This window comes from Nocardia sp. NPDC058518 (assembly GCF_042719655.1).
Lineage (GTDB): Bacteria > Actinomycetota > Actinomycetes > Mycobacteriales > Mycobacteriaceae > Nocardia.
Window position 1 is genome coordinate 217912 of sequence record NZ_JBHXNJ010000001.1, and the last position, 23645, is coordinate 241556.

General features: G+C 67.4%; 20 protein-coding genes. 9 read left to right on the plus strand and 11 right to left on the minus strand.

Features of this window, described 5'->3' with window-relative positions; translation table 11 throughout:
• The first annotated feature begins 4 nt into the window (after window positions 1-4).
• The 5 genes from glmS to ACFWPX_RS00965 all read left to right on the plus strand — a co-directional run bounded on the left by glmS (window position 5) and on the right by ACFWPX_RS00965 (window position 5975).
• Window positions 5-1837 (plus strand): glutamine--fructose-6-phosphate transaminase (isomerizing), encoded by a 1833-nt coding sequence (glmS, locus tag ACFWPX_RS00945; RefSeq protein ID WP_378913535.1) that lies wholly within the window; start codon window positions 5-7, stop codon window positions 1835-1837.
• Between the two features lie 39 nt (window positions 1838-1876).
• Complete coding sequence (gene pepN, locus ACFWPX_RS00950) at window positions 1877-4345, plus strand: aminopeptidase N (RefSeq protein ID WP_378924726.1); 2469 nt, start codon at window positions 1877-1879, stop codon at window positions 4343-4345.
• 111 nt (window positions 4346-4456) lie between these two features.
• A complete protein-coding gene (locus ACFWPX_RS00955; RefSeq protein WP_378913533.1) occupies window positions 4457-4657 on the plus strand; it encodes a hypothetical protein in 201 nt (66 codons plus the stop codon).
• 46 nt (window positions 4658-4703) lie between these two features.
• On the plus strand, window positions 4704-5501 hold the full coding sequence (locus ACFWPX_RS00960; RefSeq protein ID WP_378924728.1) for a SigB/SigF/SigG family RNA polymerase sigma factor: 798 nt from the start codon (window positions 4704-4706) through the stop codon (window positions 5499-5501).
• 186 nt (window positions 5502-5687) lie between these two features.
• Window positions 5688-5975: a hypothetical protein gene (locus tag ACFWPX_RS00965; protein WP_378924730.1), complete on the plus strand. Its 288-nt coding sequence runs from the start codon at window positions 5688-5690 to the stop codon at window positions 5973-5975.
• Window positions 5976-6055: 80 nt separating this feature from the next.
• Here ACFWPX_RS00965 and ACFWPX_RS00970 read toward each other — a convergent pair whose 3' ends face one another.
• The 4 genes from ACFWPX_RS00970 to ACFWPX_RS00985 form a co-directional block, all read right to left on the minus strand.
• The gene (locus tag ACFWPX_RS00970; RefSeq protein WP_378924732.1) at window positions 6056-8638 is read right to left on the minus strand and encodes a LuxR C-terminal-related transcriptional regulator; all 2583 of its coding nucleotides are present in this window, start codon (window positions 8636-8638) and stop codon (window positions 6056-6058) included.
• Window positions 8639-8757: 119 nt separating this feature from the next.
• Window positions 8758-9852 (minus strand): catalase family protein, encoded by a 1095-nt coding sequence (locus ACFWPX_RS00975; protein ID WP_378924734.1) that lies wholly within the window; start codon window positions 9850-9852, stop codon window positions 8758-8760.
• On the minus strand, window positions 9849-11636 hold the full coding sequence (locus tag ACFWPX_RS00980) for a peroxidase family protein (RefSeq protein ID WP_378924736.1): 1788 nt from the start codon (window positions 11634-11636) through the stop codon (window positions 9849-9851). Before ACFWPX_RS00980 ends, ACFWPX_RS00975 begins: the two co-directional genes overlap by 4 nt.
• Before the next feature lie 93 nt (window positions 11637-11729).
• Entirely contained in the window at window positions 11730-11873 is a 144-nt protein-coding gene (locus tag ACFWPX_RS00985) for a hypothetical protein (protein ID WP_378924738.1), read from the minus strand.
• A 57-nt stretch (window positions 11874-11930) separates the two neighbouring features.
• Here ACFWPX_RS00985 and ACFWPX_RS00990 point away from each other — a divergent pair, with 57 nt between their 5' ends.
• A complete protein-coding gene (locus ACFWPX_RS00990; protein ID WP_378924740.1) occupies window positions 11931-12680 on the plus strand; it encodes a hypothetical protein in 750 nt (249 codons plus the stop codon).
• Window positions 12681-12828: 148 nt separating this feature from the next.
• Here ACFWPX_RS00990 and ACFWPX_RS00995 read toward each other — a convergent pair whose 3' ends face one another.
• Window positions 12829-13341, minus strand: coding sequence for a hypothetical protein (locus ACFWPX_RS00995; protein ID WP_378924742.1), 513 nt, complete (start codon window positions 13339-13341; stop codon window positions 12829-12831).
• On the minus strand, window positions 13341-15419 hold the full coding sequence (locus tag ACFWPX_RS01000) for a trypsin-like peptidase domain-containing protein (RefSeq protein ID WP_378924744.1): 2079 nt from the start codon (window positions 15417-15419) through the stop codon (window positions 13341-13343). Before ACFWPX_RS01000 ends, ACFWPX_RS00995 begins: the two co-directional genes overlap by 1 nt.
• A gap of 370 nt (window positions 15420-15789) precedes the next feature.
• Here ACFWPX_RS01000 and ACFWPX_RS01005 point away from each other — a divergent pair, with 370 nt between their 5' ends.
• Window positions 15790-16263 (plus strand): hypothetical protein, encoded by a 474-nt coding sequence (locus tag ACFWPX_RS01005; RefSeq protein WP_378924746.1) that lies wholly within the window; start codon window positions 15790-15792, stop codon window positions 16261-16263.
• A 6-nt stretch (window positions 16264-16269) separates the two neighbouring features.
• Here the strand turns inward: ACFWPX_RS01005 and ACFWPX_RS01010 are convergent, their stop codons facing one another.
• From ACFWPX_RS01010 to ACFWPX_RS01030, 5 genes are all read right to left on the minus strand, one after another.
• Window positions 16270-16758, minus strand: coding sequence for a hypothetical protein (locus tag ACFWPX_RS01010; RefSeq protein ID WP_378924748.1), 489 nt, complete (start codon window positions 16756-16758; stop codon window positions 16270-16272).
• Window positions 16755-17963 (minus strand): hypothetical protein, encoded by a 1209-nt coding sequence (locus ACFWPX_RS01015; RefSeq protein ID WP_378924750.1) that lies wholly within the window; start codon window positions 17961-17963, stop codon window positions 16755-16757. Before ACFWPX_RS01015 ends, ACFWPX_RS01010 begins: the two co-directional genes overlap by 4 nt.
• A gap of 143 nt (window positions 17964-18106) precedes the next feature.
• Window positions 18107-19309 (minus strand): glycoside hydrolase family 76 protein, encoded by a 1203-nt coding sequence (locus ACFWPX_RS01020; protein WP_378924752.1) that lies wholly within the window; start codon window positions 19307-19309, stop codon window positions 18107-18109.
• Between the two features lie 132 nt (window positions 19310-19441).
• On the minus strand, window positions 19442-20110 hold the full coding sequence (locus tag ACFWPX_RS01025) for a TetR family transcriptional regulator (protein WP_378913519.1): 669 nt from the start codon (window positions 20108-20110) through the stop codon (window positions 19442-19444).
• A gap of 54 nt (window positions 20111-20164) precedes the next feature.
• Window positions 20165-21490, minus strand: a complete 1326-nt coding sequence (locus ACFWPX_RS01030) for a lipase family protein (protein ID WP_378913518.1) — start codon at window positions 21488-21490, stop codon at window positions 20165-20167.
• 525 nt (window positions 21491-22015) lie between these two features.
• Here ACFWPX_RS01030 and ACFWPX_RS01035 point away from each other — a divergent pair.
• Together ACFWPX_RS01035 and ACFWPX_RS01040 are read left to right on the plus strand one after the other, a co-directional pair.
• On the plus strand, window positions 22016-23047 hold the full coding sequence (locus ACFWPX_RS01035; protein WP_378913517.1) for a MauE/DoxX family redox-associated membrane protein: 1032 nt from the start codon (window positions 22016-22018) through the stop codon (window positions 23045-23047).
• 173 nt (window positions 23048-23220) lie between these two features.
• Complete coding sequence (locus ACFWPX_RS01040) at window positions 23221-23571, plus strand: calmodulin (protein WP_378913516.1); 351 nt, start codon at window positions 23221-23223, stop codon at window positions 23569-23571.
• Window positions 23572-23645: the final 74 nt, after the last annotated feature.

Consider the following 23645-nt stretch of genomic DNA (forward strand, 5'->3'; position numbering starts at 1 on the left):
CGCCATGTGTGGAATCGTCGGATACATCGGTCACCGGCAAGCTGTTCCCGTGCTGCTGGAGGGCCTGCATCGGCTCGAGTACCGCGGCTACGACTCGGCCGGCTTGGCGCTGCCCCATCGAGGGAAGGCGCGCGTCTGCAAGACCCGGGGCCGGGTGCAGGACCTGCGCGACAAGGCCGACACCACTCCCCTGCGCGGCACCGTCGGCATCGCGCACACCCGCTGGGCCACCCACGGCGAGCCCAGCGATGCCAACGCACACCCGCATACCGATGTCAGCGGGCGCATTGCCGTGGTGCACAACGGAATCGTCGAGAACGCCGAACAGCTCAGGGCCGAGCTCACCGCACTCGGCATCGATCTGGTCTCCGATACCGATACCGAAGTGATCGCCCACCTCGTCGCCAGGGAACTCGAGGAATCCGAATCCCTCGAGGACGCCGTTCGCGTCGCACTGCACCGGGTCCGTGGTACCTATGGGCTGCTGGTGCTCGACGCGCGCCGCCCGACCGAGCTGGTGGTGGCCCGCAACGGCAGCCCCATCGTGCTCGGCGTCGGCGACGGCGAGATGTTCGTGGCCTCCGATGTGGCCGCCCTCGTCCACCACACCCAGCGCGTGGTGTTCCTCGACGACGGCGAGCTCGCGACGGTCCGCGACGGCGAATTCCGCACCAGCACACTGGGAGTCGAGTCCGAGCAAACCGACAAGACCCCCACCACCATCGATATGGTGGCCGAGGACTACGCACTCGGCGGATTCCCCGACTTCATGCGCAAGGAGATCGCCGAGCAGGGCGAGGCGGTACGCAGAGCGCTGCGTGGGCGCCTCGACGACCGCTTCGCCACCGCCCACCTCGGCGGGCTGAACATGGACGCCCGCGAACTGCGCAGCATCAGCAAGGTGGTTTTCCTCGGTTGCGGCTCGGCCTACTACGCAGGCCAGCTCGGCGCCCAGCTGATCGAGGAGCTGGCCCGGATCCCGGCCACCGCGGAGCCCGCGTCGGAATTCCGCTACCGCAATCCGGTCGTCGACCCCGACGCGCTGTATGTCGCGATCAGCCAGTCCGGCGAAACCCTCGATACCCTCGCCGCGGTGCAGGAGCTGCAGCGCAAGGGCGGCCGGGTCATCGGCGCCGTCAACGCGGTGGGCAGCGCGATCGCCCGCCAGTGCGGGGCAGGGGTGTTCCTGCACGCGGGCCCGGAGATTTCGGTCGCCTCGACCAAGGCATTGACCAACATGACCGTGTCGTTCACGATGCTGGCGCTGTTGCTCGGCCGGGTGCGCGATCTCTCGGCAGCCGACGGCCACCGGATCGTCGACGGGCTGCGCGCGCTGCCCGACGCCATCGACCAGGTCCTCACCGACGAAGACGCCATCGCCGAGATCGCGCACCGATACGCCAAGGCCCGCAGCATGTTCTTCATCGGCCGGGTGCGGGCGTGGCCGGTCGCCCGCGAAGGCGCGCAGAAGCTCAAGGAGGTCTCCTACGTGCACGCCGAGGCCTACCAGGCCTCCGAACTCAAACATGGTCCGCTCGCCCTGATCGACCAGGAGATGCCGAGCGTGGTGCTGGTTCCCGACGACGAACTGCTGGCCAAGAACCTCAGCACCATCGAACAGATCAAGGCGCGTGGTGGGCCGGTCATCGCCGTCACGAACGCCGACCTGCCGCCGAATACCGCCGACGAAGTGATCCGGGTCCCCAGGGTCGCACCGGAACTGGACCCCATGCTGCTGACGATCCCGCTGCAGCTGCTGGCCTATCACACAGCCATCGCCCTGGGCCGCGATGTGGACAAGCCACGCAACCTCGCGAAGAGCGTCACCGTGGAATAGAACTCCCGTGGCCGACGGTTCGGCTGGCAGGATCTAGGTGTGAACACCGCGAACCTGACCCGCTCCGAGACCGCCGCGCGATCAGCGGCGGTCACCGTCGGCGACTACCGCGTCGAACTCGATCTGTCAGCGGCCCCGGACCGGACCCGCGCCGGTTTCGCCACGACGACGACCGTCACGTTCGATGCCACGGTCGAGCAGACGTGGCTCGACTTCATCGGCCTGTCGGTGGAGTCGGTGACGGTGAACGGTGCGGACGTGGCGGTCGAGTACGACGGGGCCAGGCTCACTGTCGGCGGCTTGACCGAAACGAATGTCGTCGTCGTCCGTGGCACCGGTGCGTACAGCCGTTCGGGCGAGGGGCTGCACCGGTTCCTCGATCCGGTCGACGGCCAGACCTACCTCTACACCCAGTACGAGCCCGCGGACGCGCGGAGGGTTTTCGCGTGCTTCGAGCAGCCGGATATGAAGGCGCCGTTCACGTTCGCGGTGACGGCCCCAGCCGGTTGGCAAGTGATGTCGAACCGGCCTTTCGCCGCTATCCAGGACAACGGCGTGATTCAGAACGTCGAATTCTCCCCCACGCTGCCGATCTCGACCTACATCACCGCGGTGGCGGCAGGCCCGTACCATCGCGTCGAATCCTCTTGGACACGAGGCGAACTCACGATTCCGCTCGGAATCTATTGCCGCGCCTCGCTGGCTCGCTACCTGGACGCGGACACGATCTTCGAGGTGACGTCGCAGGGTCTGGACTTCTTCGCCGAACACTTCGACTATCCATACCCCTGGGGCAAGTACGACCAGGTGTTCGTTCCCGAGTACAACCTGGGCGCGATGGAGAATCCCGGGCTGGTCACGTTCACCGAGGCCTATGTGTTCCGTGGTGCGGCCACCGCCGCGCAGTACGAGGGCCGGGCGAACACGATCCTGCACGAGATGGCGCACATGTGGTTCGGCGATCTGGTCACGATGGTGTGGTGGGACGACCTGTGGCTCAAGGAATCCTTCGCCGACTATATGGGTGCGCTGGCGAGCTCCGAGGCCACCGAATGGACCGACGCCTGGGTGGCGTTCGCGAACCGCCGCAAGGCCTGGGCGTACTTGCAGGATCAACTGCCCACCACGCATCCGATCGTCGCCGACATCACCGACCTCGAGGCCGCCAAGCTCAATTTCGACGGCATCACCTACGCCAAGGGCGCCAGCGTGCTCAAGCAGTTGGTCGCTTATGTCGGCCGGGAGGAATTCTTCTCGGGTGTGCGCCGGTATTTCCGGACGCACGCCTTCGGTAATACGACCCTCGACGACCTGCTGACAGAATTGTCGGCGGATTCGGGCCGCGACTTGGCGGGCTGGGCGCGAGCGTGGTTGCAGACCTCCGGGGTGTCGACGCTGACCATCGAAAACGGTGAGATCGTGCAAACCGATCCGCGCCCGCATCGCCTGGCTGTCGGGCTCTACGACTTCGATGCCGCGGGCGACTTGGTGATCCGCGAACGCGTGGAACTCGACATCGTCGACGAACACACACCGGTCCCCCTCGCACCGGCGCCGCTGCGTCTGCTCAACGACGGCGATCTCACCTACGCCAAGGTTCGCCTCGAAATGGATTCGATTGCCACCGTGGAGAGTTCGCTGGATCGGGTGACCGACCCGCTGGCCCGCGGACTGATCTGGTCGGCGCTGTGGAACGCCACCCGCGACGGGGTACTCGGCGCCGAACGCTACCTGTCGATGGCTCGCGATTTCGCACCGACCGAAACCAATATGGCGCTGCTCACCGCGGTACTGTCGAACGCGTCGTTCACCATCGGGCACTATCTGCCGGACCCGGCGCGGGATCGGTGGCGCGGCGAGTGGCTCGAATCATGCTGGGCCACATTGCATTCGTCGGCGCCGGGTTCCGGCGCGCAGCTGGCTTGGGCGCGGGCGACGGCGACCGCCGCTACCGTCGACGGTCGCCGTGCCACCGACATCGCGGAGATCCTCCTCGGCCGGGCACCGGAAGGACTGGCCCTCGATCCCGATCTGCGCTGGGCGCTGTGGACAGCGCTGGCCGCCACCGGCGCGGCGCAGGTCGGCGAACTGGACGCCGAACTGGCACGAGACGACACCGCGTCGGGGCGAACCGCTCACCGGCGCGCGCTCGCGGCACGCCCGGAAGCGGAAGTCAAAGCCTCGGCGTGGGATTCGGCGCTCGGTGACACCACCCTGACCAATGACCACCTCGATGCCACCATCGACGGATTCCGCGCCGGTCGGCGCCGCGACCTGATCGCGCGCTACGACACCGAGTACTTCGCGGCGCTGCGCGCGGTCTGGGATCAGCGGAGCATCGAGATCGCCCGTCGCATCGTCATCGGGCTCTTCCCCGCCGCCGATTCGCTAGACGGGGTGGACCGGTGGCTCGCGGCGAACGCGGACGCACCGCACGCGCTGCGGCGCTTGATCATCGAACAGCGCGACCACCTCGCCCGGGATTTGCGCGTGCGTGGGGCGAATTGATGTTTCCCATTTCGCGGTGGGGTTAAACATCCAAATCCGAAACGGTCGCTCTGTCAACCCCTGTCAACCAATAACGGTTTAATAACCTCCGCGTTGGTGAACCCTTGATTCATGACCACCTCACGTAATCGGACAACGAGTACGCCGAGCATGGATCTGACCAGCACCACCATCATGTTGGCCACCTGCGTGTTCTTCCTCTTCGGCCTGGCGGCACTCACCGGGTCGATGCCCGCCGCGATCTTCGGTGCCGTCAGCCTGGGCGCGGGCATGATCATGACCTTCAGAATGCTCGGCCTGCACAGACTTTAGATCTCCGCCGAACCGGAGCGCATTCGAAGGCCAGGAGCTGATCCTCATGTCCAAGACCACCGACAACAGGACCTACGAACACGCCGAACCCTTGTTCGCGCACTTGATGCTGACCGACCCCCGCGGCCCCGAACACGCCGCATTGCGGGACCGGATCATCGAGATCTGCCTCCCACTCGCCGACCACATCGCTCGCAAGTACGCCGGCCGCGGCGAGGCCTTCGACGACCTGCTCCAGACCGCACGACTCGGCATGGTCATGGCGGTCGACCGCTACGACGTGACCACCGGTTCACCCTTTCTCGGGTTCGCGGTGCCCACCATCATGGGTGAGGTGCGCCGCCATTTCCGCGACCACATCTGGCCGTTGCACGTGCCGCGTCGCGAGAAGGAACTCCAGGGAAAGGTGCGGATGGCGACCGAAGAATTGAGCCGTCGACTCCAGCGCTCCCCCACCGCCATCGAGCTCGCCGCCCAGCTCGATGTGCCGGTCACCGACATCGCCCGAACCCTTGTTGCGGCCAACGCATTCCAGACGCGAAGCCTCGACACTCCCACCCGCGACAACGACGGTGACCCCGGCATGACCGTCGCCGAGACCTTCGGCGCCGAAGACCCGAGCTACCGTCTCACCGAAGACACGATCACCGTCGCGCCGCTGCTGGCGCAACTGCCACCGGAAGACCGGCAGTTGCTGATCTGGCGCTTCTACGACACCCTCTCGCAGGGCGAGATCGCCGAACGCCTCGGTGTCTCCCAGATGAGCGTCTCCCGCAAGCTCACCAGGTTGCTGGGCAGTTTGCGTGCCCAGACCGTCGACGAGCAACCGGTGCCCGCATCCTGAACGACCCTTCCCGAGCCACCGTGACGGCTTCGTCGGCGAGGAATTCGGCTGACCCCGCCCATTGACTGTGCGGTTGCCGGGCTGCACTGTTGATGGCAGTACTTCGCGCGTGTCGTGACGGCGTCAGCAGGGTTGTCGCTGTTCACATGGTGTATCAGTGTGATACTCGCCGGTGGGAAGGATGCGATGACGATGCGCGGTGGACGGAATCGACGTGATCGAGAAATTCGCGAAGTACGGGAAATCCGCGGGCGACCGGCCCACCAAGCCGCCAGGTTCCTGCTGTCGATACTGATGCTGGTCTGGTTCGGAGCCGGACTGGCCGCGGCGATGCAGCGAGACTATTTCACGAATACGCCGAACAACTGCGGCGACTTGGGCACGATCGGTCTCACGGTGCTCGCGGGCCCACTCAACTACCTGGGATTGAACCCGAGGGTCTCCGAATGCACGCTGCCGGAGCCGAGCCCATGATCCCTACGCCCCCCGCGCGCGGGTTTCCGGTAGTTCGGTGGACGTGATCGCTGCCGACGCGCGCTGATTGCCGCGGCAGTTCAGATCAGTTCGGCGAGTTGGTCGCGGTCGGTGGCGTCGAGTTTGATGCAGGCTCGGTAGATGTGGCCTTCGACGGTGCGCACCGAGACGCAGAGTCGTTCGGCGATCGCCCGGTTGGACAGGCCACGGCCGATCAGGGCGGCGATCTCACGTTCGCGTTCGGTGATCGGCAGGGGGCGGGCGGCGGCGGTGATTGCGGGGGTGCCGGCGCCGTCGCAGCGGGCGGCCAGGGCCATCGTGCGGGCGGCTGCCTGGGCGCTGGGCCTGCGCTGCCCGGCGTGGTCATAGATCGGTACCGTCTGCGCCGCGGCGTCGGCGGCGGACAGCAGCAGGCCCGCGGACTCGAACTCGCGGCTCACCGCCGCGAGCGCGCAGGGGTCCGCAGCGGCGAGCGCCGCGGCGTGGCGGGCGTAGATCGCCGCCACCGGTCCCTGTACGCGGTCGGCGAGGGTGGCGAGCCGGGCGGCGAGGGTGCGGTCGCCGAATCGGGTGGCGTGATGCAGCGCTTCGGCTTCCATGGCGTATTGACCGGCGCTGTGGGCCAGGTCGGCGGCCTTGCGGGCCTGGTCCACCGCCGCGTGAGCGCTGTGTTCGGCAGCGGCCACCCAGGCACGCGCGATCATCCGCTGCGGTTCGTGCAGTGCCATGTGCGGGCCGCTGTGTTCGTCGGCGTCACCGAGGACCCGTTCGGCTTGTTCGACCTCACCCAGCGCCGCGTAGGCGCGAGCCAGCAGTAGCCGCGCAGGCAGTTTCCACGGCAGCGAGGATTCGGCGTTGAGCGCGGCCAGCGCCTGCTCGAAGGCGGCGATCGCTTCGCGGAACCGACCGCGATAGGTGGCGACCACCCCGTCGGCGATTCGCGCGATCGCCCAGCCGACGAACTGGCCCGCCGAGGAGAACTCGCGGTATTCGGTGGCGCGACGCTCGGCGAGGTCGAGGTCGCCGATGGTGGTCAGGGCGAGGACGTCGCCGTAACGGACCATCACCCGGATGAGCCCGTCGGTGGACTTCTGCTGCGCTCGGCTCCGGGCCGCGATCGGCGCGAAATCGGCGCCGCGCCCGGCCACCGGCAGCGCCAAGCCGAGGGCGAATGCGGCGAAATCGATGGCCTGGCGGGGCGAGTTCGGGTCGGCGATCACCTGCTCGGCTGCCTCGATGCCCTCGGCGAGGTGGTTTTCGTGCACCGCCATCGCCGCCGCCGCCGCCTCGACCGTGAGGCGAAGTGCCGGATGCTCGACGCGGGCGCGCAGCACCTCGACCAAGTCACGGGCATGTTCGACATCGCCCAGCGACCAGAACCGCAAGCTGGCTCGCACCACACCCCACTGGACCAGTTGCAGCGGATCGAGGCGGTCGGGATCGAACCGGGCCAGGATCTCGTCGGCGTGCTGGGGCCTGCCCTGCCACAGCAGCGCACGGGAGACCAGTTCGGCCGCGCGCAGCCCACCGCCCCGCTCCCACGCGGCGCGCGCGAGCCGTTCGCCCAGCGGCAGATTGGCCAGGAACACCGCGTCCTTGGCGGCGTCGATCAGCAAGACGATGTCGATCGGCCGGTCACTGTCGACACACAGCCGAGCCAGCCGGATCCGGTGTGCCGGTGTGCTCAGGTCACGATCCTGCAGCGTCTCGACGAGACGTCCGCGCCGGGTGCGGGCGGCGGCGGTGCCGACCCGGCAGCGCACCACCTCACCGAGCAGGGGATGACTGAACCGGACGTCGACGACGCCGTTGTGGCTCGTGACCCGGATCAGGCCGGTGGCTTCGGCGGCGTCCACGGCGTCGGGACCGACGAGCTCGCTGAGGATGTCGATATCGAGCGGCTCGTGCACGGCCAGCGTCTCCAGCACGTCGAGCACGGGCGCACCCGCCCTGCTCAACCGCTCGTCGAGCAGCTCGACCAGCCCCGAGGGCACCGCGGTGGGCCCGCGCAACTGCCAAACACCGTTGACGTCGGTCAGAGTGCTCGCCTCGACACCGCCCTCGACCATGTTGCGCAGGAACAGCGGGTTGCCACCCGAGGATTCCCACATCACGTCGGCGCTGAGCCCCTCCAAGGTCCCGCCGAGCACGGTCTCGACGATTTCGGTGCACTGGGTTTTGGTGAACGGCGCCAGCTCGATCCGTTCGAGGTAGCCGTCCTTCCACAGTGAGGTGACCGCGTCGGGCAGCGGTTCCCCGGTACGGACGGTGGCGATGATGCGGGCCCGGTGGTCGACGGCGATCTGGTGCACCAGTGTCGCGGAGAGGGTGTCGAGCAGATGCGCGTCATCGACGCCGATCACCGTATCGGGCTGGGCGAGCAGGTTTTCCCTTGCGGAATGCAGCAGTGTGAGCGGGTCACGCGACGCCGATGCGGCGATCCAGGGCGCGAACGCGCCGAACGGAATGGCTTGCGACGACGCGGTACAGGCCACCCAGCGGACCGGCTCGGACAGCACCGCGGTGACCAGGCGGGCCAGCGTGGTCTTGCCGACGCCCGCGGCGCCGACCAAGATCACGCCGCCGGTGTCGGGGTTCGTCAAAGCGCTACGGACGGCTTCGTATTCGGTGGGGCGATCGAGCTGCTGCCAGATTCCGCCCATGCATGAAAAGTGTAGTTCTCGTCCGGCGCCGTCACAACGAATCGGCCCCGCGACACGGGTAGCGCGCGGGCGGACCGGCGCGGCGAGCGCGCGCGGCGGACGTGCGAGTGGCGTAATGGTCACGGCGGGAGCTCGGTGACGTCGCGCGGCTCGACGCGCGGCGCGTTGTTGACGTCGTGGCGGAAGTTGCTCGATGCCTCGTACACCCGCTTCTTGAGCCGGTTGATCGATCCGAGCGGCCGGTGCGCGTCCAGACCACGCCAGGAGTTGAACGAGAGCACATCGTCGCCGTAGGCACGCCGCTGCGGGGTGTACGGATCCTGCACGTCGAAGCGGATCGTCGCCACGGTGCGGTGCGGTGACTCGCCCTCGGGCCAGGCCACGGTCGCGTCCTCGATCGGCATGGTGGCGGAATCGGTGCACAGTTGCGCGCGCAGTTCGTAGGTGGCGCTGTGTCCGGCGAAGAAGTCGACGATCAGCTCCTGGTGCACATTGACGCCCGCGTCCGGGTCGACCGGTTGCCCTTGCAGCGCAACGACTTCCGGTGACACCGGCGCGTAGAGCAGCTTGGCCACGTAGTCCCCGTGCCGAAGGGGCGCCGAGGTGAAGAAGGTCTCGCCGAGGATGTGGGTGTTGGGTGCGACGAAGACACCGAGATTCGGTGGCACGCTGCGCCCGATCCTGCGCAGGACGTGGGTGTTCAGCGCGGCGACGAGGTCGCTGCCCGCACGCAGGGCGGCGTCGGGCAGCCGGGCCAGCACCCAGGCGGTCGGCATGCCTTTGGTGAGGTAGGCGTGCGCGTCGGCGAAGAGGAACTCGCGGTGGGTGACCATGACGAAGTCCTGCGTGCTCGCCTCGTCCTCTGGCATCGCGCGCGGCCCGTGCACACCGAGCACCTTGATCCCGAGTCCACGGACGCCGCGCAGTTGATCGCTGCGGATCACCCCGGAGGTGCTCGACAGCCTCGCGATCACCGGATAGGTGGCCGGGGTGGCGAACATGCCCTGCGCCAGTTCGGGCGGTAGGCCCGCGGGCACTGTCAGTTCGCCGCGCAGAATGCCGTGGCTCTTGGCGTGCGCGTCGCGCATGCCGCGCTTGTACTTGCGGTAGGCACGTTCGTTGTTGTCGCGCAGCACCGCGATGATCTTGTCGATGATCTGCTCTTCATCGGGGCGCGGTTGTTCGAGGTCGTCGCGGTAGCGCAGGTAGCTCATCGCGGACTCCGCCACGGTGCGAACGGATTTCCGACGCCGTCGAGTGCGGGCGCCAGAGTGGGGAAATGGCGCAGCAGCACGCTGCGCATGGTGTTGTCGCGCACCCAGGCCATGCCCGCCTCGGTGTAGACCTCGGCCCGGAAGTCGGTGGTGAAGAACCGGTCGGCCGACAACCGCCGCGACGCCATCAGCACGAACACGCGAAACGCGGTGTCGCTGAAGCCGAAACCGGGCGGCTTCGGTTCGGCGTAGAGGCCGATCATGAGGTCGACGTCGTCCACGTCGCCGTAGATCTGTTCGAGTTCGCGCGCCCACCGCGGATCGTCGGTGAGTTCGTCGAACGAGGTGACCGGTGGCAGCCGAAGTTGGCGCCGGAACTCGTTGTAGCGCGGCACACCTCGCTCACGGACCCGCAGGATGTCCACGGTCGCGAGGTCGAGCAGCGGCTGGCCGGGGCGTTCGAGCTTTTGCAGGTGCGCGGGGTAGTTGTGCAGGGTCAACGCACCGGGATTGGCTCGGCCGAAGGAGTAGAACAGGGTGTCCATCGAAGTCTCGGCGAGACGTTCGCGGATGTGGGCGACGCCGAGTTCGGGGAGGGGATGCTCGGCCAGCACGGTGTCGTCGGCGATCCTGCGGACGAGGAGCTCGTCGGGGATCAGTGGATGCATACGGTACACCGCGACGAACTCCTCGGTGAGCGAGTAGGGCACTCCGTTGTCCTCACGTGCGGAACCCGGTATGCCACACAGCACTTCGTTGCCGATCAGATCGCCCAAGCGACGCGATACCCGCTCCCCCAGCACGCCGAACCAGTTGGCGCGCATGGCGGCGACCGTGGTGGGATGGGCGATTATGGCCGGTGTCCAGTCGACGGTGTGGATCTTCGCGATCAGCGCCGAATTGACCAGTCGCGCGGTGTCGTAGAGCTGCTGGTCGTCCATGTCGGGGTAGCGCCGGATCAGGCGGGCGCAGATCGCGTTGTGTTCGCGCAGGAACAGCGAGTGCAACAGCGCGAGGCCGACCCAGGCGCTGGTCGCCGCGGGCGAGAGCGCCACCAGCCGTTCGGCGTCCAGCGGCGGGAGTCCCAGTTCGTCGATCACCAGCTGGCCGTGTTTGCCCGAGCGCAAAGATGCGGCGAATTCGGGTGTGCTGCCGTAGATCTGGGAGGCGTCCCACCAGTGGGTCTCGCCGGTGAGGTAGGTCGGTGGGTCGGTCGGATCGGGGGCGGCCGCGGTCACCGTTCGTGGGATCGTCATCTCGGGGTACGGCCACTGATCGTCGTCGTCCAGGGTGACGGTGAAGGGTTCGTGCTCGGCGGGGTCGTGGACGAACCAGTCGTGTACCTCGAACTGGATCCAGGCCGCCGCCAGCAGATTCAGGGTGGTCGCAGGCTGGAATCGGTCGCGTGTGAGCAGTTGCCTGCTGACCGTGCGCGGGTTGGGTTCCATGATCCGCGCCGGATCCTCGGGATAGGTGCCGTCCAGCGGGAAATTGCGGCCGAACCGGCAGCCGATCGACCCCGCGCGCGGGTCGTCGGGGGTGTTGTAGGTGCCGTCGACGGTGCGCGCGTTCCGATATTCGCCGGTGGCGTCCGGGGGCAGTGGCCCGGCAGGGTGCGGGCCGGTATCGAAGAGGTTGCGCGACCGTAGCCTGCTGCGCAGGCCGACCAGCACGGCCAACCCCAGCGGCGTCGGCAACCGGAACCATCCGACACGCCGGTCGAGCGCCTCGGCCGCGGCTACGAGTGCGCGAGTGACCAGCGTCTGTTGCTGTGCGTCGACCATCGAGAACCTCCACGGGACGGCACCGGCTCGGCGCCTACCGGACTGATCGATCAAGTCTGGCGACACCTGGTCAGGCCTGTCACGAGTAGTCGACTACGCGCGAAGCCGGACGGGCCGCACCGCATCGCCGAACCCGTGGCTGCCGTCGTCGATGGTCGTCCCGCGACCCGGACGCCCGACCTGATCGGGTAGCGCACTACGCGCGCGCCACGGCCGGTCGATGGGCGAATCTGACATCCAGGGCGCCCGCACACCGCGGGCGGTACCCGTCACAGCGACAGAAAGGGGGCCCGGGTGATCACGCCGATCGAGATCAAAGTGAACCTCGACGGGGATGTCGCGGGCGCACTGCACCGGCTCCGATGTGCCGACACCGCCGCGGTCTACCGCGACATCTGGTTCGCCGAGTCGCTGCGCCCCGGTTCCACCGGCGCGCCCACCCTGCTGTCGAGCCGCATCGTCATCCGGTTGCGCAGTGGCGACGAAGACGACCTCACCGTGAAACTGCGACCGTGCGTGCGCTCCCGGCTGACGGGCCGCTGGGCGGCGCCCTTCACCGAGCCCGGAGTCCGGTATCGCATCGAAAGCGATTGGTCGGGCGAGCGGCGGATGCTGTCGGCCTCGGTGATCAGTCTGCGGTCCCCCGGTTCCCTGCGCGACGCCGTGACCCAGGGTGTCGATGTCACCGACACGCTGAACTCGGCCCAGCGGCAGTTCCTGGTGAGCTGCACACCCCCCGGCGTAGCGGTCGACAACCTGTGCGCGATGGGCCCGGTCGCTTCGGCACGGTGGACGGGGGTATCGGTGGGGAATCTGGCCGCCGACGTCGAACGGTGGACCGCCGCCGGTCTCGATCTCATCGAGCTGACGCTCAAAGTCCTACCCCGACAGGGTGATTCGCCCGTCGATCTGCATCTGCGCGCGCTCGACGCCCAGCGCGCGCTCGAAGCCGCCTTGCGCACGCTGGGCCTGACGATCGCGACGGGCGACACCAAGACCGAGCAGGTGCTCACCGCACTGGCGGCGGCACGCAGGCTCGGGTAACTCCTGGCAGAGGGTCGGTGGCCGGTCCTGGTCGACTTCGTCGGCGACGCGGACCTGCCCTGCGACTGTCATGGGCCCGGTAGCCCGAATCGACCACGCTGTCGATGCGGGCATCCGAGGTATCCCGTGACACTGCCATCGCGATGGCTCAATTGGCGATGATGAAGTTGAACAGCACCCTGATATTGCTGCTCCAGCCGACGTGATATCGCACCGTCATAGTGCCGTCGGCATGCGGAACCACGTTCAGGACCTGGGTGGTGGCCGGCCCGAGGAACGGGGTGTTGTCGGTGTCGATCTCGGTCAAGCTGACCGAGACCTGACTGTCGGCCCGCACGTCGGCACTCGGGAAGCCGAATACCCAGGCACCCGTTCCGTGGGTGCGCAGAATCTTCTGTGCCCAGAAGATCGACGTGATATTCGTCCGGCCGATCGCTCGCATTCCTGCTTCTTCGGCACCGTTGCCGATCTTCGCCGACTCGAACACGTCTTCTTCTTCGGTATCCGCGCTCGCAGCCACGACCGCGTCCTCCGTATCCGTCGCCAACATTTCGCTGCCCTTTCTCGGCGAAACAATGTGTGCAGCTATAGTCGCGCGCCGGCACGTGGGCCCGAATGCGTAATCCACTACCCCAATACGCACAGGTGCGGTGCCGATCATCAGCGATCCTCGACGTGGCCGAACGCGCCGCCACCGACCCGGCCGGACTCACCGTCGTCGCGGGTAGGTCGATCGCGGCGACGGCGTGAATGTGTTGTCGCACAGGCGGACAGCTTGTGCCCGATGGTGGCGGCCACAACGGCATGGGCGAGGTATTCGGCGATATCGTGCGCCCGTTCCTTGGGGTTCTCGACCGGGAGCTCGAGCAGCTGGGACCCCCAGGCCTGGCGCAGCGGGCAGCCGATGGCGATCGGATCACCGGCATACCAAGTGTTGAGCCATTCGCCGACCCGCTCCGGCCGATTCGCGCCGCCGCTCAGCAACTTGCGATACACGCCGTCCATTCCGAGTGGGCTACCCGCCGTCACCAGCAGGCTCACGTTCACTTCGCGGGGCAGCTGGGTGAGCAGATCCATCGCGACCACGGTGCCGAGGCTGTGGCTGACCAGGATCAGTTCGCCGGTGGCGGGCGCATCGACGAGCACCGTGTCCAGCACACTCTTGCGGACCCGCTCGTTGTCGAGGTAGGCGGCGACATCTTTGAAGATGGCGCCGATGAGCGCGGAGTCGAGGCCGCTGCGAGCGGCGATCCAGCTGAGCTGGTCGTGCAGTCGCCCCAGCACCACCGGACCGAATCCGCCGAACAGTTCTCGCGCCTGCGGGTCGGCGGGCAGTTCCTCGGCGGTCGGCATCCCGGCACGGCGAGCTGCCTCGGCGACCAGGCTTTCGTACAGTGCGGGACCGGTGTCGACGGCCTCGCGGGTGTCCATGCTCGCGATGAGCTGGTCACCGTAGAAGGGGAAGTGCACATCGGCGGGGTCGATGGGGCTCAAACCGGCGAGGGTGAGTCCCTTGTTCAAGCCGGCTGTCCAGTTGCGGCGCAGCTCGACCGGGTCGCGACCCTGTTGTCCGCGCCCGTGCAGGAACAGCACGCTGCGGCGACCACCGAACGCGCTCGGCCTGCCACGCATGCCGCGCACCAAGCTTTCGGCAGCCGAGACCCGGTGCGGCACCGGCGTTGTCGTGGCTGGCTCACGCGACGCGATCGCCGCGACCCCCATTTCATCGAGCAGTGCGCGCTGTGCCGGATCGAACTGTCGCTTTCCCAGATCGTGCAGCAGCACACTCACCCGCGCGCCCTCGTTGGCGATCCAGTCGATCGCGTCATCGCCGTCGCCGGACTGCCACAATTTGCCGTCCTTGCGCAGCACCCGGCCTTTGTCGTCCTTCTTCGGGACTCCGGCGTGGTGCAGCGCGACGATCTCCCACTGGTCGTTGAAGACCGGCGAGCCCGAGTTCCCCGGCTCGGTATCGGAGGCGTAGTGCAGGAAATGGTCGAGTTGCAGGTCCAGGCGGTTGTGCCGGATCGAAATCTCCTTGAGCCGCCCCGAGGGATGCCCGACGACGTTCATCGCCTCGCCGATCACGATCTTGCCCGGCTTGGCGATCAACGGGTTCCAGCCGAACGCGGTACCGGGTGCCACACCGTCCGGTCCCGGCGCCACCCGGACCACGGTGTAGTCGAGGTGTTTGTCGGTGACGAAGAAATCGGCGGGCGCGAGCCGGAAGCGCACCGTTGGACCAGGGACGTTGTCGATACCGGCCTCCGCGCGGAACTCGATCACCACCGATTCGGCCGCCCCGGGCGTCGGCAGCACATGATTGTTGGTGAGCAGCAGTTGCGGTGACACCATCGACCCGGTGCCCATCGGCACCTCACGTCCGTTGTCGGCCAACGAGATTCGGGCCACCGCGGCGGCGGCTCTCGCACCGCGGGTCAGGAAGTTGGCGGCCTGCAACTCGTTGGCGAAGCCGATCACCCGCTCGAGCGAGCGAATGCTGTCGACCGGGTCCTGCCTGCCCAGTTCGATCACCGCCTGCGCGGGGACTTCGCCGGTGACGAGCAGGCGGTCGGCACGGGCGAGGATCTGCTCCTCGGTGTCGACGACATCGGACTCGCTCACCTCACGGCGGCGGGCAACCTCGTCGCGTTCCGCCTCGGTGTCATCGAATCGCCGCGATGCGGCGTCCATCTGCTCGTGCCACGCGGCTGTGCGTGCTTCACTTTCGGTATCCATGGGTCACCTCGCCCGGAGAATGTGCTGGGGTACTCAGCGTGGAGCGCGGGCGCGGTGCCGGTCACGAGTAGTGGACCACTCGACTTCTACCTGCGGGCACCTGCGCGACGTCACGGGCCGAGGGCCCCAGGATCCCGCCTGCCTTCAACGCAGTATGTCTGTCGAATCCATCGATGACCTCACTCCTCATCGAGCGTTTGCTGACCCCGACCGCTCGGAACGCAGGTGGCACATCTAGCAGCATCAGGATCGGAATACTCAGTAACTTATGACGCCTGCGCGGCACATTCGTCACCACTGACTACGCTGAGCGCAGCCCGCATACACAGGGATGCGAGGTACGTGCGCCGACCCGCGAGGAGAACTACCCATGTGGCCGTCCGACTGGCCCTCGTCCGCCCGTGCGATCGCGACCGCTGTCGAGGCCGCCGTCACCGCGGCGAAGGCGGCCGACGCATCCGGGTTCAGCGCGACCACCGCTGAGCTGTCCGAACTCCCGGCCGATCAGGTCACCGCGGTGCTGTCGGCCATCGTCCGAGAACTGCTCGAGACCGCGCATCCGGACGGCCTCACCGGCGACGCTGTGCGTGCGGTGCTGGAATCAGTGGTGCGGCGATCGGCCACGTGGCTGCCCCGACTCGATGCCGCCGCGGTCATCAGTGCGCTCACCGGGGCGCTCGGGATCGACGAGTCGGCGGAACCGGACCGCATCGGGACAAACCCCCAACCCGCGGCGGTACTGCTGATCGAGTACCTCGCCGAGCTCGCCCGGACACCGCCGCAGCAGTCCATTCAACGCGCCATCAACGAGATCGCCAGGGCGGAAACGATCGAAATGCCTTGACGTGCTCTATCTCTCGTCGATGAGCCTGCGGATCTCGGCGCGCAGTGCGGCGGCCACGCGGTCGGCGGGCAGGGGCGGCAGACCCGCTTCGATCAGGGCGGCGGTGACGTTGTGCGTTGCCTCCTCCACGAGGTCTGCCGTGGGAACCTCGGGGGTTCGGGCGGAACGGGCCGCGGTCCAGGCGGATTCGGTCGCGGCGACGGCGTTGTCCAGCGCGGTGTCGTCGGTGCCGGAATTCATGGCCTCGGGCAGGTCACGGCGAACGCGGCGGCGGATGGCGGCACCGATGCGCTGGGCGAGGGTCTGAGTGGCGGCTTGGGACTGTTCCTTGATCGCCTCCGCGATACCGTCCGCCACGTTCTTGAGCAGCCACAGGCCGACCACGACACCGAGCGTGGCGGGGTCGAAGCGCACCTCGCCCGAAGGTTGCAGGCGGGGCAGATCCGCCGCCAGTTCGTCCGCGATCGCCGCGGCCGAGGCCTCGAGGTCACTCATGTATCACCTTTCGTTGCCGGAAGCAGTTGGGCCCGTGCTGATTTGGGTCGGAGCAGCGCTGTCTCGCCGTCGAGGAGAATACGCCGGACGCGACGCTGGTCGCCATCGGCGATGGCCGCCGCGATAGTGCGGCGTTCCTGATCGAAACCTTCGTTGCCGAGGTCGAGCCACTGATGGAACAGGCCGTCGACGACGCGGACGGCCCACTCGTCGGCGACCTGGTGGATGCGCGTATGCGCTTCGTCTGCGGTGATCGAGGCCAGTGTCGCTGCGACTGTGCGCGCGGCATGTAGGTAGGGGTAGGTGTCGTAGAGGGCTTTGGCGAAGCCACCCCGGTCGTAGGTCGGCTGGTTCATCGCGGTGTCACGCATCTGCTCGCCGCAGTCCAGAAATCCCTCGGCCAGTTGCTCCACGATCGCATGATGGCCGTCGCGGATCGCCTGTTCGATCAGTGGTGCGATCGGCCGGCCTGCGGTGATATAGGCGTCCGCGTAGGCGAGTTGGCGCGCCCACAGGCCGACGCCGGTCACCGGGTCCGCGGTGTGCGCGATGGTGCCCGCGAGCATGATCGCGATCAGTGCGTCGGCGGCGGTGGCACCGTCGACCAGGCCGAGTTCGCGCTGTTCCCAGACCGCCCCGGCCAGTCGTTGCTCCTGCGCGGCGACGACCTCGAGTGGATCCATTCCCGGACGGACGAGCTCGCCCAGGCGCAACTCTCGGACGAGGGTGAGCAGCCCGCCTCGCAGTGGCGGCCGCGCGCCGGGTGCCGTGATCGCGACGGCGTTGCCGATGAACGCCTGTAGCTGCGCGAGGCGCTCATCGGCGACCCGGCAGGCACGAGGCGCCAACGCGGCGAGCCGGTCGCGCGCGGGCGTTCGGGTCAGGTCCACGTCGAGTGTGCGCCAGGCCCCAGCTTCCGGTGGCGGCGTGTCGTGCAGACGCCCGGACAGGTCGGCACGCACCTGCGCCCAGCCCTCACGCACCTGCCCGTCACGGTCGACGTGCCGCAGATGCGTGGAGAGGCTCTCGATGCCACGTTCGCGATCCTCCGAGACAGCGGCAAGATCAGCCGGGGCCGAGCGCGAATACTGTTCCAGCAGTTGCAGATTGCTGTCGATATAGATCGGATCAGCACCGATCAGCGCGCATGCCAACAACGTCGCCTCGGAGAAGCAGTCGCGGTCGTTCGGCGGCATCATCCACATGTCGAGGCCCCTTCTCGCCGGGTGAATGCCCTCGAATGTATCCGAGTTCGCGCAGCGGGTGTGAGGCTTGCACCCGGCGCGCGGTCCGACAGCGCCGACCACCGTCGAAATGCCTTGTGCGACTGATGAACCGTGCGGTGAGCTCAGCGGCCCGCGGCGGTGAGCCGGTAGTCGGCTTCGAGCAGCATCCATCCGCTCAGCTGCACCGAGAGATCGCGGCTCAGGTTCGCCGACGAGGCAGCGGACGCGTCCGCGAGCTGGAGGAAGGTTCCCGGATGTTCCGGCACCGCGACCGGGCGGTTCCAGTCCGCGCCGAACAGCGGTAGACCGTCCACCTCGGCGCGGTTGGCCCATGCCGCCCGCGCCGAGGCGTGCACGATATCCGCCGCGGTCGTGTTGCCCAGCGACAGTGCGGCTTCGGACAGATACCGCGCGAGAATTCCCATGAAGAGCCCCGAGTCGTTTCCCGCGGCCGCGGCGATCACTCCCCCGTCGGTGAGCCGGTTCCCGACTGCGGCCACGAGTGTCGCCGCGCGGTATCGATGGGCGGATTCGCCTGTGCGCAGCACTAATTCGGCTTCCAGCCCGATCGTCACGCCCTGACAGTAGGTGTGGACGGTTCGATCCACTCGCCCGCCGGGCTCGTGAACACCATCGTGGATCAGGCCACTGTCGGAGTCGCGCAATCGAGTGTCGAGGAAATCGGCGAGTTCGACGGCACGGGACAGCTCGCCGAGGCGAGCCATCGCGATACCCGTCGGACCGATCGCCGGCGTGTTGTAGTAGCCGTCGCCGGACCGCCACGGCACCGCACCCACATCCGGATTCCAGCCATCGAGCAAGGCGGCCCGCAAATCCCCCACCGCGTCATCGAACCGGATATCGAGCAGCCGCTCGGCACGTTCGAGCGCCAGCGCCATCCATGCCATGTCGTCGTAGTACCGATTGGTCCAACCGGTGACGTTGCGGGTCCGGATACCCAGCGCGAGTGCGACGACCCGGTCGATGCGTTCGGGGGTGGGTGCGCGGTGCGCGGCATCCACCGCACAGTCGAGCAAGTGCGCCTGCCACCAATAGCACCATCGCCCGAACGCCCGTTCGGCCAGATCCGCCGGCCACACGAGCGCGCCCAACCGACGCTGTGGCAGCCCCCAGAGCGAGCGCACATGCCGCTCCACGATCGCCTGTTCAGCCAGCTCGGCCCGCTCCCGCGCACCGAGGTCGGCAGAACGGCCCCTGATGATCGTCCCCACCTGCGTCGGCTGCCCCACCGCGGTCAGCGCGATCGCCGCCCCCGCCGCGCACAGCACGCGGCGCCGACTGAACGCTTGGTTCCGGCGATCCATCCGCTCGGGCTCCTCCTCCTGGACAACGGCGGTGGCGCCGAATCTCCAGGGTCCCCTATCGGGATTGCCAAAGCTTGAACTGCTCCGGTGGGCCGTGAAAACGTTTGGCGGACCCGCCGGTCCGGAGCACGGCTACGACTCGTCGGCCTCGGTTCCCGGCGAGTACGGCGAACTGAAGCCTGGGACCCATTCGAACGGCGTCGCACCCGAATCGGCGGTCCGCTCGGCAGCCGCGGCGAACGGAACGTTGTCCTGCGTCAATCGGAGGATGGTGCGTTCGAGTGCGGGCAGGATCTCGGTGATCGCGAGATTGCCGTGCGCGAAACGCCCTAACAGGGCATAGACCATGTTGGTCAGCACGAGTGCGAGATCGGCGGCGTAGTCCTCGTCGAGACTGGCGAACATCGTGCCGACGGCGGGCAACACCGCGGCGAAGCCTTGGGCGTCGAGTCGCTGCCCGCCTGGTCCGGAACGGGCATGCGAGTAGGCGGCCAGCATCCGGGGTTGGCGCTCCCACGGTTCGAACACATAGCGGGTCACCCGTATCAGCACGTCAGCGAGTGATTCGTCGGCGCGCGGCGGCTCGAGTTCGGTGTAGGTGTTGGTGGCCATCCACTGGGCGACCGCGGCGAGGACGAGTTCGTCACGGGTGGGATACAGCTTGTAGACCGTGGTCAGCGACACCTGCGCGACGCGGGCAACCCGACGCAACTGCACCGCGTCGTAACCTTCCGATTCGAGCAGCGACAAGGTGGTTTCGGTGATCTTGCGCGCGGGATCACCTTCGCCCTTTCTAGCCACCACGCCACAGTAGTCCATCGGCTCGTCCTGTCACCGAAGCAATTCGAACCTTGCTCAGTCGATGCTGCAGCCGGCGACCGGCTTGTCCGCAAGACGATCGAGAAGATAGGTGAAAGCGTTGTCGGGACCGAAACCGTCGATGATCTCCGGACCGAAATGGTTCGGAATGGTGGTTCCGGGCAGGATCGGCGGGAGGTCGTTCGTGCGGAAGGTGACCGTCGCGCCCTTGCCACACCAGTCCTCGGCGAGTCGGCGGGCCTGACCGTACGGGACGGTGTCGTCATTGAGACCGCTGGTGATCAGAACCGGCGTGGCCGGCGTGGAGTTGCCGATGCGCAGTTCCGCCATCACCGGTGCGGCTTCGGGCAATTCGGCGAGATGGGCCGACAGCGACCGGCCGTCCCTGGTCAGCGACTCGGTTTTCAGGAAGGGGTGGTGAGTGATCACGTCGGCGATGCAGGAGTTGCTCAATGTCTCGAGCATGGCGCGACCGGACGGGCTGATGACCTGGTCGACCGCACGCTGCAGTTCGGGGTAGCGCGCGAGCATGCCGTTGACGGCGAACCCGATCGCACCTCCGATCAGCGCGCCATCGATCTTTTCCAGGATCGCGGGCAGGTCGGCGACCGGCCCGCCGGCCCAGGTGCCTTTGAGATTGAGCTCCGGCGCGTAGGTCGGCTGCATCTCCGCGGCGGCCGCGGTGGCGCCACCTCCCTGGGAGTAGCCCCAGAGCACGACCGGCGTTTCCGGTCCGACCCCGCCCAGATTGTTCGCAGCACGAACACCATCGAGAATCGCGTGCCCGCTGTCGAACCGATTGGCGTACGTGTGGATGCCGGGTGTGCCGAGACCGATGTAGTCGGTCACCAGAACACGCGCACCCAGTCCGCTCCACACCGTCGACGACGGCAGCTCCTGATTCGCCGACAGGCCCAACGGCTGGGTGGACACCGCCACCCCGGTCGAGAACGCCATCGACATCGCGCAACGGTCGCCCTGACCCGAGGTGCCGGGGCCGATGACCACCGTCGGACGCGGTCCCGCTCCCTGCCACGGACCGGTCGGCTCGATGAACGTCCCGCTCACCGCGACCGCGGACCCGTCCTGCTGTCGCGACGTGTACATCACGTGCTGCGCGCGGCCCGGCCACCCCTGCTCGGTGGGCGGCGTCACGAACAAGGTCATCGGCGCAGTCTTGATGATCGCGCCCGGTTCCTGCGGAATCCGGTCCGGCGGGGTGTAGAACGAGCTGATCGGCTCGGCCGAGACCTCCCGTGTCTGGGTCACCACACCGGCTACCGCCGTCGCACAAGCCAAGACCAACACCGCGGCGATGCGCCCGGCCCGCGGCCGCACCCGTCGAAGATCTTGTCGCTTCATCGAGAACCTCTCAGTCGCACACCACTGACCGGCGTCGTCGCCGCAGTGACTCAGGTCGCCGGGTAAGTAGATCATGATGCCTGTCACACCAGCGCCGACAGAGAGTAACACGGTTACTGCAGGGCTCGAATTCCGCTACCCTGCTCACCCACGATTCGCGGACGACGAGTGCGCGGTGATGTCATACTGATGCCGGACCACTCGCGTCCAGCTTCATGAAAGTTCTTGCAGCAGTAACGTTCTCCCTCGCGCATCCTGAGTCGCCACCGGTACTTCCTGCCAATCATCCGGGGCTGACGTCCGGATCGCCAGGTCATCGCCGCGTTTCTCGCTCGCCGGACAACCGGATCGCCCCGGCGATCCGCTCCAGGAGCGGACCTTCGTGACCGACGTCGCCACTGGTCGGTCACCGCGGCGGGCAGTGAGTTCGGCCGAATCACAATCCATCGCGCTGCGGGATCGCAGGGCGAAAGCTGTTCCAGCAAATCGCATTTCAGAACCGGTCGTCTATGGGAGGGTGCCGCAATGCTGATCGAATACGGAGTGTGGGGTTCGCGATTGGTACTGGCCGTGGCCTTCGGACTGTCGACATGGGGGAAGTTGGCGGACGGGCCCGCGACACGGAAGGCGTTGGTCGACTTCGGCATAGGCATCAGGTGGGTTCCCGGGGTGGCGATCGGATTGCCGGTGGCGGAGGGTTTGGTGGCGGTGGGGATGGTGCTGCCATGGACGGCGGGAATCGCGGGCGCGGTGTCACTACTGCTGTTGACGGTGTTTACCGCGGCGATCGTGCGGTTACTGCTGCGGGGCGAGCACCCGAACTGCTCCTGTTTCGGTGCGGTGAGCGCGGGGCCGATCGGGCCCGCGACGCTGGTGCGTAACGGACTCCTTGTGATGCTCGCGGCGCTGGTCACGGTTGGCGCGCTGAGGTATCCGCAGGTCCCCGCCGGTTTGCCCGCCGAGGCCAGCGTGGGACTCGCATTGATCGCGGTGCTGGCGATGGTTCTGCTCTGGACGCTCGGTGAGCTGGGCGAACTACGTCGACGGGTCGACGAGCAGGCCCTGTCCACGCTCGGGGCCGAGGGTCTGCCGGTGGGCGCCGTGGCACCCGAGTTCGAGTTGCTGGCTGTCGAGGGCGGGCGGATCAGCCTCGAGTCGCTGCTGGCGCCGGGGAAGGCAGTACTGCTCGTGTTCGTCCATCCCGGCTGCGAACTGTGCGCGGCGCTGGCCCGCGAATTGCCGCGCTGGCAATCACGGGTCCGGGAAGCACTCACGATCGTGCTGGTCGGCAATGGCGATCTCACCGAGCATGCCGCCTGGGGCCGTGCACAGGAGGTAGGCGACATACCGGTCCTCGTGCAGCAGGGCAACGAAGCGGCCCTGCGATACCGGGTCCGGGGAACGCCGTCGGCGGTGCTGATCGGCGCGGACGGGCGGGTCGCGGGCGCTGTCGCCCGGGGCGCGATCGCGGTCCGGGAGTTGATCACCTCGGCGAAGGCGGATTCGGGTCGGCGGTCACCGCGTCGAGACGAGCTCGCCTCGGGGACGCGCCGATAAGCGCTCCCCGTTGCCCCGTTTCACAGACAGAAACCAACCGATTCCCTAAACCTGTTGCTTCCCAATAGTTTTCAACCGCAATGCGCCCATGCGGCGCGATTCGGCCGATACACTCGACCTCGCATCACGCTCGACACCCGTTCGCTCGAACACATCGACAAAGGGGAAATGTCATGGCGCTCTTTGCATTCACCGACTACAGCGGAAAAGATTTCATCGTCCAGCTGAACAACGAACAACGGATCGCGGAGGCGCGACGGATCCTGTCCGGCGACGAGACGATGTCCATCCACGTGATGGGCAGGATCCGTAAGACCGCACAGAGCTACAACCCCGGGTGGAGTTTCCACCTGGATCCCGACACCATCACCTTCTTCACCATGGCCATCGAGGTCTGCGACTCGAGCATCGTGTACACCGAGGACCACCTCGACGAAGCATGCGGAGCATTCTTGCCCGGCTGTTTCTGGTGCCCGTGGTCGTCGCGGCTGACGCGTGAAGTGACGGCTTCGGTCAGCGCCTGACGCCGGTTCCGGCCCCCCCGCAGGGCGCCGGGCGCCACCCCCCGCAAAAACATGCGCGCGGTGGTATTCTGAAA